This is a genomic window from Burkholderia sp. HI2500, assembly GCF_002223055.1.
Taxonomy (GTDB): domain Bacteria; phylum Pseudomonadota; class Gammaproteobacteria; order Burkholderiales; family Burkholderiaceae; genus Burkholderia.
Window position 1 is genome coordinate 210,034 of record NZ_NKFL01000005.1, and the last position, 14,281, is coordinate 224,314.

Annotated in this window: 11 protein-coding genes; 6 read left to right on the forward strand and 5 right to left on the reverse strand. The window is 65.3% G+C overall.

From position 1 onward, the window contains the following. Positions 1-100 precede the first annotated feature (100 nt). Both argH and CFB45_RS13800 read left to right on the forward strand, forming a co-directional pair. On the forward strand, positions 101-1,510 hold the full coding sequence (argH, locus tag CFB45_RS13795) for an argininosuccinate lyase (RefSeq protein WP_089426092.1): 1,410 nt from the start codon (positions 101-103) through the stop codon (positions 1,508-1,510). 94 nt (positions 1,511-1,604) lie between these two features. Beyond that, positions 1,605-2,288 (forward strand): HAD family hydrolase, encoded by a 684-nt coding sequence (locus tag CFB45_RS13800; protein WP_089426635.1) that lies wholly within the window; start codon positions 1,605-1,607, stop codon positions 2,286-2,288. A gap of 90 nt (positions 2,289-2,378) precedes the next feature. On the opposite strand, the gene CFB45_RS13805 is transcribed toward CFB45_RS13800, so the two are convergent. The 5 genes from CFB45_RS13805 to apbC all read right to left on the reverse strand — a co-directional run bounded on the left by CFB45_RS13805 (position 2,379) and on the right by apbC (position 8,105). Then, positions 2,379-3,218: a lysozyme inhibitor LprI family protein gene (locus CFB45_RS13805; RefSeq protein WP_089426093.1), complete on the reverse strand. Its 840-nt coding sequence runs from the start codon at positions 3,216-3,218 to the stop codon at positions 2,379-2,381. After that, a complete protein-coding gene (locus tag CFB45_RS13810) occupies positions 3,218-5,497 on the reverse strand; it encodes an arginine/lysine/ornithine decarboxylase (protein ID WP_069248599.1) in 2,280 nt (759 codons plus the stop codon). Before CFB45_RS13810 ends, CFB45_RS13805 begins: the two co-directional genes overlap by 1 nt. A gap of 81 nt (positions 5,498-5,578) precedes the next feature. Next, a complete protein-coding gene (gene dcd / locus CFB45_RS13815; protein ID WP_006398615.1) occupies positions 5,579-6,148 on the reverse strand; it encodes a dCTP deaminase in 570 nt (189 codons plus the stop codon). Positions 6,149-6,343: 195 nt separating this feature from the next. After that, the gene (gene sodC / locus CFB45_RS13820) at positions 6,344-6,880 is read right to left on the reverse strand and encodes a superoxide dismutase [Cu-Zn] (RefSeq protein ID WP_089426094.1); all 537 of its coding nucleotides are present in this window, start codon (positions 6,878-6,880) and stop codon (positions 6,344-6,346) included. A gap of 133 nt (positions 6,881-7,013) precedes the next feature. Beyond that, positions 7,014-8,105, reverse strand: coding sequence for an iron-sulfur cluster carrier protein ApbC (gene apbC / locus CFB45_RS13825; RefSeq protein WP_089426095.1), 1,092 nt, complete (start codon positions 8,103-8,105; stop codon positions 7,014-7,016). Between the two features lie 351 nt (positions 8,106-8,456). On the opposite strand from apbC, the gene CFB45_RS13830 reads away from it, so the two are divergent. The 4 genes from CFB45_RS13830 to CFB45_RS13850 all read left to right on the forward strand — a co-directional run bounded on the left by CFB45_RS13830 (position 8,457) and on the right by CFB45_RS13850 (position 14,239). Then, positions 8,457-9,101: an OmpA family protein gene (locus CFB45_RS13830; protein WP_043189806.1), complete on the forward strand. Its 645-nt coding sequence runs from the start codon at positions 8,457-8,459 to the stop codon at positions 9,099-9,101. Positions 9,102-9,477: 376 nt separating this feature from the next. Then, the gene (gene metG, locus CFB45_RS13840; protein ID WP_089426096.1) at positions 9,478-11,634 is read left to right on the forward strand and encodes a methionine--tRNA ligase; all 2,157 of its coding nucleotides are present in this window, start codon (positions 9,478-9,480) and stop codon (positions 11,632-11,634) included. Between the two features lie 96 nt (positions 11,635-11,730). After that, positions 11,731-13,091, forward strand: a protein-coding gene (locus CFB45_RS13845) for an IS3-like element ISBam1 family transposase (protein WP_089425896.1) whose coding sequence is annotated in 2 segments (ribosomal slippage) — positions 11,731-12,190 and positions 12,190-13,091 — 1,362 coding nt in all. Because the reading frame shifts where the segments join, the coding sequence is not laid out codon by codon here. Positions 13,092-13,213: 122 nt separating this feature from the next. Continuing rightward, a complete protein-coding gene (locus CFB45_RS13850; RefSeq protein WP_089425898.1) occupies positions 13,214-14,239 on the forward strand; it encodes an IS110 family transposase in 1,026 nt (341 codons plus the stop codon). The last annotated feature ends 42 nt before the right edge of the window (positions 14,240-14,281 follow it).

A 14,281-nucleotide genomic window follows, 5' to 3' on the forward strand; every position in this document is an offset into this window, starting at 1 on the left:
CCGCCCGCGGCGGGCTTGTGCCGGACACCCGGCCGCGAATGCTAAAATCCCCGGATTCCTCGGCGGCGCACGCCGCTCAATCTCCCTTCGAAGAATCGCCATGACGTCCCAACTGCACAAAAAGGGCGAGGCCTGGTCGGCCCGCTTCTCGGAACCGATGTCCGAGCTGGTCAAGCGCTACACGTCGTCGGTATTTTTCGACAAGCGCCTCGCGCTCGTCGACATCGCCGGCTCGCTCGCGCACGCGAACATGCTCGCCGCGCAGAAGATCATCAGCGCCGACGACCTGGCCGCGATCGAACGCGGGATGACGCAGATCAAGGGTGAAATCGAGCGCGGCGAATTCGAATGGCAGCTCGATCTGGAAGACGTCCACCTGAACATCGAGGCGCGCCTGACCGCGCTGATCGGCGACGCCGGCAAGCGCCTGCACACGGGCCGCTCGCGTAACGACCAGGTCGCGACCGACATCCGCCTGTGGCTGCGCGGCGAGATCGACCGCATCGGCGCCCTGCTGAACGACCTGCGCGGCGCGCTGCTCGACCTCGCGGAACAGAACGCCGACACGATCATGCCGGGCTTCACGCACCTGCAGGTTGCCCAGCCCGTCACGTTCGGCCACCACCTGCTCGCGTACGTCGAGATGTTCTCGCGCGACGCGGAGCGCATGCGCGACTGCCGCACCCGCGTGAACCGCCTGCCGCTCGGCGCGGCCGCGCTCGCCGGTACGAGCTACCCGATCGATCGTCACGCGGTGGCGAAGACGCTCGGCTTCGACGGCATCTGCGCGAACTCGCTCGACGCGGTGTCGGATCGCGACTTCGCGATCGAATTCACGGCGGCTTCCGCGCTCGTGATGACGCACGTGTCGCGCTTCTCCGAAGAACTCGTGCTGTGGATGAGCCCGCGCGTCGGCTTCATCGACATCGCCGACCGCTTCTGCACCGGCAGCTCGATCATGCCGCAGAAGAAGAACCCGGACGTGCCCGAGCTCGCGCGCGGCAAGACGGGCCGCGTGAACGGCCACCTGATGGCGCTGCTGACGCTGATGAAGGGCCAGCCGCTCGCGTACAACAAGGACAACCAGGAAGACAAGGAGCCGCTGTTCGACACGGTCGACACCGTCGCCGACACGCTGCGGATCTTCGCCGAGATGGTGGCCGGCATCACCGTGAAGCCGGACGCGATGCGCGCGGCCGCGCTGCAGGGCTTCTCGACCGCCACCGACCTCGCCGACTACCTCGTGAAACGCGGCCTGCCGTTCCGCGATGCGCACGAAGCCGTCGCGCACGCCGTGAAGATCTGCGACGACCGCGGCATCGACCTGGCCGACCTGACGCTCGACGAGATGAAGCAGGAACTGCCGAACGTCGCGCACCTGATCGGCGAAGACGTGTTCGGCTACCTGACGCTCGAGGGCTCGGTCGCGAGCCGCAACCACCCGGGTGGCACCGCGCCCGACCAGGTGCGTGCGGCGGTGAAGGCCGCGCGCGCCGCGCTCGGCCAGTAAGCCTGCTGTTCCGGACGGACGCCCTCGGCGTCCGTTTTTCATTCGGGCGGCCGTCGCGCCGCCCATCGCCTTCCCTGCTTCCCGAATGCCGCCGATGACCTTTTCCGCCGCGCTCTTCGACATGGACGGCCTGCTCGTCGATTCCGAGCGGACCATCATGAACACGTGGATCGACGTGTCGAATGCGCACGGCGTCACGCTGACCACCACCGACTACCTGCAGATCGTCGGCCGCTCGTTCGCCGAAGGCCAGGTCATCCTGGCACGGCTGATCGGCAACCCCGATACGTTCGACGCGGTGCGCATCCGCGTGCGCGAGCAGCTTGCGGCGCCCGAACCGCATCCGAAGTTTCCGCTGAAGCCGGGCGCGTTCGCGCTGCTCGATGCGCTCGCGCAAGCCGGCATTCCGTGCGCGGTCGCGTCGTCGTCCGCGCGCGAGGTCATCCGTGCGCGGCTCGACGCGGTCGGCGTGCTGCCGTTCTTCCGCGCGATCGCGGGCGGCGACGAAGTCGCGCGCGGCAAGCCCGACCCGGCCGTCTACCGGCTCGCGGCCGAACGCCTCGGCGTGCCGGCCCACGCCTGCGTCGCGTTCGAGGACAGCGACTTCGGCGCGCAATCGGCCGCCGGCGCGGGTGCATCGGTCATCACCGTGCCCGACCTGAAGGCGCCGACGCCCGAAATCGTCGCGCTGAGCCTGCACGTGCTCGCGTCGCTCGACGATGCGGTCGCGCTCGTGCCGTCGTGGTTCGGCGGGCTCGATACGCAACGGCCCGCCTGAATCACGGCCGCCAAATGAAAAACGGGCACCTTTCCGGGTGCCCGTTTTGCTTTTTGCCGTCTCGCCGGATCACCGGCGTCGCCATTGCGCTTACTTGTTGCCGGCCGTCTCCGACAGACGCTTCATCGTCGCGATGCGCGCGCCGATCAGGTCGACGCGGCCGTCCTCGCCGACGAGCGGTGCCGTCGCATCGCGGAACCCGACCCACGCGCGCTGCGCGCGCACGAGCGTCGCGGCCGAATGCGCGGGCATCTTGCGGCGCAGCTTCTGGTAATAGCGGTTCAGGTCGAACAGCGCGTGCTCGCACGCGGCGTCCTGTTCGCACGGCCGCACGCGGCGCACGGCCGGATCGCGCGGCGCGTTCGCCGGCTTGCCGTTCGGTTTGGCGTTCGGTTTGGCCGCGCTCGGGACATCACCCACGCTGCCCTGCGCGCCGCTCGTGGCCGCAACCGGCACGGCGGCGGGCGGCGGCGCATAGCGATCGGCCGCACCGCGCAGCGCCAGTGCGCGATCGCGCACCGGCTGCAGCTGCAGGTCGGCACTCGACATCGCGTACGACGTCCCGCGCGTGGTGTCGTACACGGCCTTCAGCAGATGCACTTCGTCCTTGCGCCACGTGAGCCAATGGCGCTGGCTGTCCTGCCAGCCGCGCTTCGCGTCGGCCGGCGCATCCTTCAACAGGCGCTGGTACGCGCCGTCCATCACGGCCTGCCACTGCTGCTGCGCCTCGCCCATGCACTGGATCTGGCCGGCCGGTGACGACCGGTCGCGCCGCGCGAGACACTGCCGCATCGCGACGTCGATCGGGTCGGCCGCCGCGACTTCCGCGTGCGCGACCCCGACTCCCGCCAGCCCTGCCGCCCCTGCCGCCCAGACGACGAGCGCGGCCAGCGCCGCACGTATCGCCTGGATTCGTCCGTGCGTCGCCATCAGTCGCGCACGCAGTCGACGAAGTACTCGACCCGGCCGTTCACCTCTTCCGCGACGAGGCCGTGGATGTCGGTGTGGAAGCCCGGGAAGCGCTCGTTGAAGTCGCGCGCGAACCGCAGGTAGTTCACGATCGTCTTGTTGAAGCGCTCGCCCGGGATCAGCAGCGGAATGCCCGGCGGGTACGGCGTGAGCAGGATGCTCGTCACGCGGCCTTCGAGCTCGTCGAGCGGCACGCGGTCGATCTTGCGGTGCGCGAGCTTTGCGAACGCGTCCGACGGCTTCATCGCCGGCTCCATGTCCGACAGGTACATCTCCGTCGTCAGGCGGGCGATGTCGTTCGCGCGGTACACGTCGTGGATCTGCGTGCACAGGTCGCGCAGGCCGACACGCTCGTAGCGCGGATGCTGCGCGACGAATTCCGGCAGCACGCGCCACAGCGGCTGGTTGTTGTCGTAGTCGTCCTTGAACTGCTGCAGCTCGGTCACCATCGAGTTCCAGCGGCCCTTCGTGATGCCGATCGTGAACATGATGAAGAACGAGTACAGGCCGGTCTTCTCGACGATGATCCCGTGCTCGGCCAGGTACTTCGTGACGATCGCGGCCGGAATGCCGGTCTCGCCGAACTCGCCGTCGACGTCGAGCCCCGGCGTGATGATCGTCGCCTTGATCGGGTCGAGCATGTTGAAGCCTTCCGCCAGCGGGCCGAAGCCGTGCCAGTGGTCGTTCGGCTTCAGCATCCAGTCCTCGCGCGAACCGATGCCTTCCTCGGACAGGTTGTCCGGGCCCCACACGCTGAAGAACCAGTCGTCGCCGTATTCGGCGTCGACCTTGCGCATCGCGCGGCGGAAGTCGATCGCCTCGGCGATCGATTCCTCGACGAGCGCGGTGCCGCCCGGCGGCTCCATCATCGCGGCCGCGACGTCGCACGACGCGATGATCGCGTACTGCGGGCTCGTCGACGTGTGCATCAGGTACGCCTCGTTGAAGCGATGCTTGTCGAACGTGCGGTTCTCCGAATCCTGCACGACGATCTGCGAGGCCTGCGAGATGCCCGCGAGCAGCTTGTGCGTCGAGTGCGTCGCGAACACGAGCGCGCCGGTGCGCGGACGGCCGTCGCCGATCGCGTGCATGTCGCGGTAGAAATCGTGGAAGGTTGCGTGCGGCAGCCACGCTTCGTCGAAGTGCAGCGTGTCGAGCAGGTCGCCGAGCAGGTCCTTGATCATCTCGACGTTGTAGACGACGCCGTCGTACGTGCTCTGCGTGATCGTCAGGATGCGCGGCTTCATGTCCGGGTTCTCGCGCATCGCTTCGCGCGCGAACGGGTTCGCCTCGATCTTCTTGCGGATGTTCTCCGGCTTGAATTCGTCGCGCGGGATCGGCCCGATGATGCCGAAGTGGTTGCGCGTCGGCGTGAGGAACACGGGGATCGCGCCCGTCATCGTGATCGCGTGCAGGATCGACTTGTGGCAGTTGCGGTCGACCAGCACGATGTCGCCCGGGGCGACCGTCGCGTGCCAGACGATCTTGTTCGACGTCGACGTGCCGTTGGTCACGAAGAACAGGTGGTCCGCGCTGAAGATGCGCGCCGCGTTGCGCTCGGACGCCGCGACGGGGCCCGTGTGGTCGAGCAGCTGGCCGAGTTCGTCCACTGCGTTGCAGACGTCCGCGCGCAGCATGTTCTCGCCGAAGAACTGGTGGAACATCTGGCCGAGCGGGTTCTTCAGGAACGCGACGCCGCCCGAGTGGCCCGGGCAGTGCCACGAGTACGAGCCTTCGTCCGCGTACTTCACGAGCTCCTTGAAGAACGGCGGCGCGAGCGAGTCGAGATAGACCTTCGCCTCGCGGATGATGTGGCGGGCGACGAACTCCGGCGTGTCCTCGAACATGTGGATGAAGCCGTGCAGTTCGCGCAGGATGTCGTTCGGCAGGTGGCGCGACGTGCGCGTCTCGCCGTACAGGAAGATCGGGATGTCCGCGTTGCGGCGGCGCACTTCGGTGACGAACGCGCGCAGCTCGATGATCGCGGTCGCGAGCTCGGGCAGCTCGCCGTCCGAACCGGTTTCGCCGAGCATGAGTTCGTCGTCGTCGATCGACAGGATGAAGCACGACGCGCGGCTCGACTGCTGCGCGAACGACGTCAGATCACCGTAGCTCGTGAGACCGAGGACTTCGACGCCCTCCTTCTCGATCGCTTCGGCCAACGCCCGGATGCCGGAGCCCGAGATGTTCTCGGAGCGGAAATCTTCGTCGATGATGACGACGGGGAAACGAAACTTCATGGGCGATTCTCCAAAAAGAACGACCGCGGCGCGTCACGCGCAGCGGTCACCCGGAAACTGGTGAGACGTTATGCAACCAGATCAGGTTTTCGGCAGCGTGACACCACGCTGCCCCTGATACTTGCCGCCGCGATCCGCGTACGACACGTCGCACACTTCGTCGCTCTCGAAGAAGAGCACCTGGGCGACGCCTTCGTTCGCGTAGATCTTCGCGGGCAGCGGCGTGGTGTTCGAGAATTCCAGCGTGACGTAGCCTTCCCACTCGGGTTCGAACGGCGTCACGTTGACGATGATCCCGCAGCGCGCATAGGTCGACTTGCCGAGGCAGACCGTCAGCACGGTGCGCGGAATGCGGAAATATTCGACGGTGCGGGCCAGCGCGAACGAGTTCGGCGGGATGATGCACACGTCGCCCTTGAAATCGACAAACGAACCCTCGTCGAAGTTCTTCGGGTCGACGATCGTCGAGTTGATGTTCGTGAAGATCTTGAATTCGTCCGCGCAGCGGATGTCGTAGCCGTAGCTCGACGTGCCGTAGCTGACGATCCGGCGGCCGTCCTCGGACGCGCGGACCTGATCGGGCACGAACGGCTCGATCATCTTGTGCTCTTCGGCCATGCGCCGAATCCATTTGTCGGACTTGATGCTCATGCCAGCCTCCGCCGGGCCGTCCCAAGGAGGCTGGCCGTCCCCTCGGGGGACAGCGAACGAAGTGAGCGTTGGGGTCGTTTCATATCAGGGCGCCTGGAAACGCTGCGTGACAGTCAGGGAGGGCCGCTCGCGCGAGGCAGCGGCCGGGAAAGGCGCACATTTTACGCGATCATCGGCCTGCGCACGCAGCGGCCGTCACCGGATCACGCCGCAAGCGAGCGCGGGCCCCGCGCCATGCTGCGGAAACGCGGGATCGCTCGGTTCGCGGTGCACCAGCGCCGCGCGGTTCATCGCCGAGCGCACACCATCGAGGGCCAGATCGGGCGCGACGATGAAGCCGGCCGCGACGCCGTTCGCGTCCGCGTGGATGTTGCCGAGATCGCCGGCGACGCGGGCACCCGCGCGCAGCCGGTCGGCCGCCGGCGCGAACACCTGGCCGGCGCTCGAGCCGTCGCCCGCGTTGCAGTCGCCGCGTTCGTGTACCTGCAAGGCGTGATCGCTGTTCGGCGGCAGCCCGGCCAGGTTGTAAGTGACCTGCACGCCGTCCGGACGCTCGACGAACGTCACCGCGCCGCGCGCCTGCGAGCCGACCGTCGGCTGCAGTTGTGCGTCGGCCCGTTTTTCGTGCGACGAGGAAAAGGAGGTGCAGCCGGCCAGCAGGCCCAGCGCGGCGGCGGCCAGCAGCGCGCACCGCGCGCGGCCGGCGTACACGCCGTGATGTCGTTGTTTCATTCGATCCTCATGCCGGCTCACGGCCGTTTGACACGACGGCCGCGCCGGGCGGGTAAAGGGACCCGGGAAAAGTCGCCATGATACCGCGCCTCGCGGCGCCGTAAACAGCGTGAGGCCCCGCCCCGCAAGGGTTTTACGTATTTTGAACAACGATCGACGGGAACTTCGACGTCATGTCGCGCGATCGCTCGGCAATCGCCAGCGCAACACCGCGCGCGATTTCGCGATAGCGACGCGCCAGCGCGCCTTCCGAATCGGCCACGACCGTCGGCGTGCCGCTGTCGGCGCGCTCACGGATCGCGATGTCGAGCGGCAGGCTGCCGAGCACGTTGACGCCGTACTCCTTCGCCATCCGCTCGGCCCCGCCGGCGCCGAAGACGTGCTCCTCGTGGCCGCAGTTCGAGCAGATGTGGATGCTCATGTTCTCGACGATGCCGAGGATCGGAATCCCGACCTTCTCGAACATCTTCAGGCCCTTCTTCGCGTCGAGCAGCGCGATGTCCTGCGGCGTCGTGACGATCACCGCGCCGGTGACGGGCACGCGCTGCGCGAGCGTCAGCTGGATGTCGCCCGTGCCGGGCGGCATGTCGACGATCAGGTAGTCGAGCTCGCGCCAGTTGGTCTGGCGCAGCAGCTGCTCGAGCGCGGAAGTCGCCATCGGGCCGCGCCATACCATCGGGTTGTCTTCCTCGATCAGGAAGCCGATCGAGTTCGCCTGCAGCCCGTGGCCGACGAGCGGGTTCATCGACTGGTTGTCGGGCGACTCGGGACGCTGGCCGTGGATGCCGAGCATCGTCGGCAGCGACGGACCGTAGATGTCGGCGTCGAGGATGCCGACCGACGCGCCTTCCGCGGCGAGCGCGAGCGCGAGGTTGACGGCCGTCGTGCTCTTGCCGACACCGCCCTTGCCCGATGCGACCGCGACGATGTTCTTCACGTTCGGCAGCAATTTCACGCCGCGCTGCACCGTGTGCGCGACGATCTCCTGCGAGACCGCGACGCGCGCGTCGCGCACGCCGGCCACGGCCTGCAGCGCCGCGGTGACGCGGGCGCGCACGTCGTCGTGCTGGCTGCGCGCGGGATAACCGAGCACCACGTCGAGCGCCACGACGTCGCCGTCGATCGCGACGTTGCGCACGCCCTTGTTCGCCGCATACGGACGGCCGGTATTGGGGTCGACGACAGCCGCCAAAGCGGCGTCGACTTGTGCCCGGTCAATGCTCATCGAAACTCCGTGAAAACGTTTTTCTCGCGCGCAAACGTCAAAAAATATCAAATTTCGGCGCGAAAATCGGGAAAAGTGAAAGAATCTGTTGCACGCCATTGCGCGAACGCGCGACCCGGCGCACTCTTCGCGTGCGGCATGCTATGGGGCCAAATCGGCCACTTACCGCCTATATTGTAGAGGCTGACGCGTCGCACTGTCCCAACAGCCACGCTGACGGGCAGGGCATGCAGCCACCTCGGCGGCTGCCGCGAGCACGGGCCTGCCCTCCTTTTTCGGGCGGCCCGCGCAGGGAGCCATAACTGTTGTTGTCGTCGTTGTCGACTCGTTCAACCAAGAGAGGAATCCAAGATGAACATGAAAATCGCGACCCGCTTGTCCGTCTTCGCATTGGCCGGCGCACTGCTGGCAGGCTGCGCCACGCAGCAAGGCAACAACGCGGCCGTCGGTACCGGCACGGGCGCAGCACTGGGCGCAGGCATCGGCGCGCTGGCAGGCGGCGGCAAGGGCGCGGCGATCGGCGCTGGCGTCGGCGCACTGGTCGGCGGCGTGACGGGTTACAACTGGCAGGCGATCAAGAACAAGCTCGCACCGTCGGCAGCACAAACGGGCACGCAAGTGACCGAGCAGCCGGACGGCTCGCTGAAGCTGAACGTGCCGAGCTCGGTGACGTTCGCGACGAATCAGTACGCGATCACGCCGGCCTTCACGCCGCTGCTGAACGACCTGGCGACGACGCTGAACCAGAACCCGCAAGTGACGGCTTCGATCGTCGGCTACACGGACAGCACGGGCTCGGCGCAGCTGAACCAGACGCTGTCGCAGAACCGCGCGCAAAGCGTCGTGAACGCACTGGCGCAGCGCGGCGTGAACGGCGGCCGCCTGTCGGCGCAAGGCATGGGCGCATCGAACCCGATCGCGGACAACGCGACCGAAGCCGGCCGCGCACAGAACCGCCGCGTCGAAATCTACCTGCGCGCAGCGCAGGCGCAGTAAGCGCACGACGAGGGGAACGCGCGGGCTCGCGGCCCGCGCAGCCCCGCCGGACAAGGCTTCCGGCGGACCCGGTAACAAATCGAAAAAATTTTCGAACTTCTGTCGCAGGCCGTGGTCAGTATTTACGGTACGCGGCTGGTGTTGCCGGCGCGTCACCATTCTCCTCTTGTCGTTGTTGCTCCGGGGCCGTATCCGCCCCGGTTTTTTTTGCCCGCAGAAATCGTGCTGCGCCGCAGCACACCGCCCTCGGGCACGCCGCTTGCGTGGCCCCGCCTCTTTCGGCGCCCGGTCGAGGGCGCCTGCCCGCGTCGCTGACGCGCGCCCCTGCTAGAATCGCAGTTTCCCGTCGTTTTTCCGCCGTTCCTCTACAGACCCTATGTCCGCATCCGACCTCACTTCCGTGCAGGCTGCGGCGCCGCAAGGCGGCCGCCAGATCCTCGTTACGTCCGCACTGCCCTATGCCAACGGGCAGATCCACATCGGCCACCTGGTCGAGTACATCCAGACCGACATCTGGGTGCGGACGCTGCGAATGCATGGCCATGAGGTCTACTACATCGGCGCCGACGACACGCACGGCACGCCGATCATGCTGCGCGCGGAGAAGGAAGGCCTGACCCCGAAGCAGCTGATCGATCGCGTGTGGACCGAACACAAGCGCGACTTCGACAGCTTCGGCGTGTCGTTCGACAACTTCTACTCGACCGATTCGGACGAGAACCGCGTGCTGAGCGAGAAGATCTACGTCGCGCTGCAGGACGCCGGCTTCATCGCCGAGCGCGAGATCGAGCAGGCGTACGATCCCGTCAAGGAAATGTTCCTGCCGGATCGCTTCATCAAGGGCGAGTGCCCGAAGTGTCACGCGAAGGACCAGTACGGCGACAACTGCGAAGTGTGCGGCTCGACCTACCTGCCGACCGAACTGCTGAACCCGTATTCGGTCGTGTCGGGCGCGACGCCGGTGCGCAAGACCTCGAAGCACTACTTCTTCCGCCTGTCCGATCCGCGCTGCGAAACGTTCCTGCGCGAATGGGTGAGCGGCCTCGCGCAGCCCGAAGCGACCAACAAGATGCGCGAATGGCTCGGCGACGCCGGCGAGGCCAAGCTCGCCGACTGGGACATCTCGCGTGACGCGCCGTATTTCGGCTTCGAGATCCCGGGCGCGCCCGGCAAGTATTTCTACGTGTGGCTCGACGCGCCGGTCGGCTACTACGCGAGCTTCAAGAACCTGTGCGAGCGCAACGGCATCGACTTCGATGCGTGGGTCCGCCCGGGCTCGACCACCGAGCAGTACCACTTCATCGGCAAGGACATCCTGTACTTCCACACGCTGTTCTGGCCCGCGATGCTCGAGTTCTCGGGCCATCGCACGCCGACCAACGTGTTCGCGCACGGGTTCCTGACGGTCGACGGCGCGAAGATGTCGAAGTCGCGCGGCACGTTCATCACCGCGCAGAGCTACATCGACACGGGCCTGAACCCCGAATGGCTGCGCTACTACTTCGCCGCGAAGCTGAACGCGACGATGGAAGACATCGACCTGAACCTCGACGACTTCCAGGCGCGCGTGAACAGCGACCTCGTCGGCAAGTACGTGAACATCGCGAGCCGCGCGGCAGGCTTCCTGATCAAGCGCTTCGACGGCCGCGTGCAGGACAGCGCGATGAACCATCCGCTCGTCGCGAAGCTGCGCGAGGCGATCCCGCAGATCGCCGCGCACTACGAGGCACGCGAGTACGGCCGCGCGCTGCGCCACACGATGGAGCTCGCGGACGAGGTGAACGCGTACGTCGACGGCGCGAAGCCGTGGGATCTCGCAAAGGATCCGGCCAACGCGGTCGCGCTGCACGAAACCTGCAGCGTGAGCCTCGAGTCGTTCCGCCTGCTGTCGCTCGCGCTGAAGCCGGTGATGCCGCGCGTGGCCGAAGCCGTCGAGTCGTTCTTCGGGATCGCGCCGCTCGCCTGGGCCGATGCCGCGAAGCCGCTGTCGTCGGAGCAGCCGATCAAGGCGTACCAGCACCTGATGACGCGCGTCGACCCGAAGCAGATCGAAGCGCTGCTCGCCGCGAACCGCGATTCGCTGCAGGCCGAAGCCACCGGCGCGGCTGCCGCGAGCGCGAACGCCGCGAAGGATGCGAAGAACAACGCGAAGGCGAACGCGAAGCAGGCTGTCGTGAACGGCGCGGACGACGCACCGATCTCGATCGACGATTTCGCGAAGATCGACCTGCGCATCGCGAAGATCGTCGCGTGCCAGGCCGTCGAAGGCTCGGACAAGCTGCTGCAGCTCACGCTCGACGTCGGCGAGGAAAAGACCCGCAACGTGTTCTCGGGCATCAAGTCCGCGTACCAGCCCGAGCAGCTCGTCGGCAAGCTGACCGTGATGGTCGCGAACCTCGCGCCGCGCAAGATGAAGTTCGGCCTGTCCGAAGGGATGGTGCTCGCCGCGTCGGCCACCGACGAGAAGGCCGAGCCGGGCCTCTACATCCTCGAGCCGCACAGCGGCGCGAAGCCCGGCATGCGCGTGAAGTAAGCCGAACGCGCTGCCGCTTGCGCGAAAAAGAAGCCCCGCACGATGTGAACTGCACCCCAAAAGTTGGACATCGATCCAACCTTTGGGGTGTTTTTCATGAGCAAGTACACGGAGCAGTTCAAGGTATGCATTGCAGAGGAGTACGAGTCCGGCCACGCTGGGTTCCGTGAGATGTCCAAGCGCCACGGCGTCGATGAGGCGACGATCCGCAAGTGGGTGGCGGCCCATCGCATACATGGTCCGGCAGGCTTGAAGAAGAAGTGCGAGCGCTACAGCGCAGAGTTCAAGTTGCTTGTACTGCAGCAAATGCGTAGCGAAGGGTTGTCAGCGCGTGAGACGGCTGCACGCTTCAACATTAGGAACCGTACGGCCATCGGCCAGTGGAAACGCCAGTATGATGAAGGCGGTATAGACGCACTGTCGCCGCGCCAGCGGGGGCGCCCCAGGAAGATGCCCAAGCCACCGCTCACGCCACCGCCGCTACCCGAGGACGATACGCGCTCCCGACAGGAACTACTCGACGAGTTGAACTTCCTGCGCATGGAGAACGCGTACTTAAAAAAGCTCGAAGCCTTGGCTCAAGCGCAGCAGCGATCAGCGCAACGCAAAAAGCGCAAATCGTGCTCGAGCTAAGGCAGCAATATCCGCTTGCGGGCTTGTTGAAGGTTGCCGGCTTGGCGCGCAGCACGTTCTACTATCATCAGAAATTGCTCGGAGCAGCCGACAAGTATGCCGATACAAGGGCAAGAATCTGCTCGCTGTTCGAACGGCACAAGGGCCGCTACGGCTATCGACGCATCACGCTCGCTCTACGTAATCTGGGACAGGTGATTAACCACAAGACTGTGGCGCGTCTGATGGGTGAGTTGCGGCTGAAGTCTTGTGTGCGCCCGAAGAAATACCGCTCCTACAAAGGTAGCGTCGGACGTGTTGCACCTCATGTTTTACAGCGTCGGTTCTACGCAAAGCGTCCGAACGAGAAGTGGGTAACGGATGTCACGGAATTCAACGTGGGCGGCCAGAAGCTGTACCTGTCACCAGTGCTCGATCTGTACAACGGCGAGATCATTGCTTATGAAACCGCGAGGCGCCCGGCGTTCGAGATGGTCAGCGCAATGCTTCGCAAGGCATTGGCGCGCTTGAAGTCACACGAGCGGCCTCTCTTGCATTCGGATCAGGGCTGGCAGTACCAGATGCCTGCGTATCGCCGCCTACTGCAGCAACGAGCGCTCACGCAAAGCATGTCGCGTAAAGGGAATTGCCTGGACAACGCCGCCATGGAGAGCTTCTTCGGCACGCTGAAATCCGAGTTCTTCCATCTGAATCGGTTCCGCAACCTGGACGAACTGCAAACCGGCTTGGCAAGCTACATCCACTACTACAATCACGACCGCATCAAACTGAAACTAAAAGGGCTGAGTCCCGTGCAATACAGAACTCAGCCCTCTCAGCCCTAGCCGTCATAACCCGTCCAACTTTACGGGGTCAGTTCAATGTGCGGGGCTTAATAGGATGGTCAGCCCGATCCTCACTCAGTGGACTACGCTGAGTGAGGATTTTGTCCTTCTGGAGGGCCATCATGGACACGGTATCGCTGATCGGAATCGATCTCGGCAAGCACTGCTTCCACCTGCATGGACAGGATGCGTCAGGCAGGATGGTGTTCCGTAAAAAGCTCACGCGTAGCCAGATGTTCACGCTGCTGGGCAATTTTCCGCGTTGCATTGTGGTCATGGAGGCCTGCGCCGGTGCTCACTGGATCGCACGTCGACTTCAAGCGCTGGGCCATGAGGCCAAGCTGATTTCTCCGCAATTCGTCAAACCGTTCCGGCAAGGCAACAAGAACGATTTCGCGGACGCCCAGGCGATCTGCGAAGCAGCCGCTCGTTCGAGCATGCGTTTCGTGAGCCCGCACAACGAAGCCCAGCAGATCGTTTCAGCCTTGCACCGTGTGCGCGAGCGGCTGGTGCGTGACCGCACCGGCACGATCAATCAGATTCATGCGTTTCTGTTGGAGTTCGGTATCAGCTTGCCGCGCGGCATGGCAGTGATCCGGCGACTGCCTGCCGTGCTCGAGGCAGAATCGTTGCCGCCGAGGCTGGTGGTCGTGCTCGAACGTTTGCAGGCGCACTTCAAGTATCTGGACGAGCAGATCCACCAGCTCGAACGTGAGTTGCTTACCCAGCTACACGAGGATGAACGCAGCGAACGACTGCTCGAGATTCCTGGCATTGGCCCGATGACCGCCAGCGTGTTGATGTCAGAGTTGGGCGATGCTCAGCAATATGGCTCAGCAAGGCAGTTTGCAGCTTCGGTCGGTCTGGTGCCGCGGCAGTACAGCACCGGCGGCAAACCAACGCTACTGGGCATCAGCAAGCGTGGCGACAAGGAACTGCGACGGCTGCTGGTGCAATGTGCGCGGGCCGTCATGCAGCGCATCGAGCACCGCACGGATGCATTGGGCGTCTGGATTCGCAGCCTGTTGGCGCGACGACACTCGAACGTGGTGGCCTGTGCCCTGGCCAACAAACTGGCGAGGATCGCCTGGGCCATCCTCGCCAAAGGGACACACTACCGGAGCATCGAGGCTGTTCCCTCAGTCTGACGCTTCCTATCGCTTACGGCTTCAGTTTCAGTAGTCACCTCT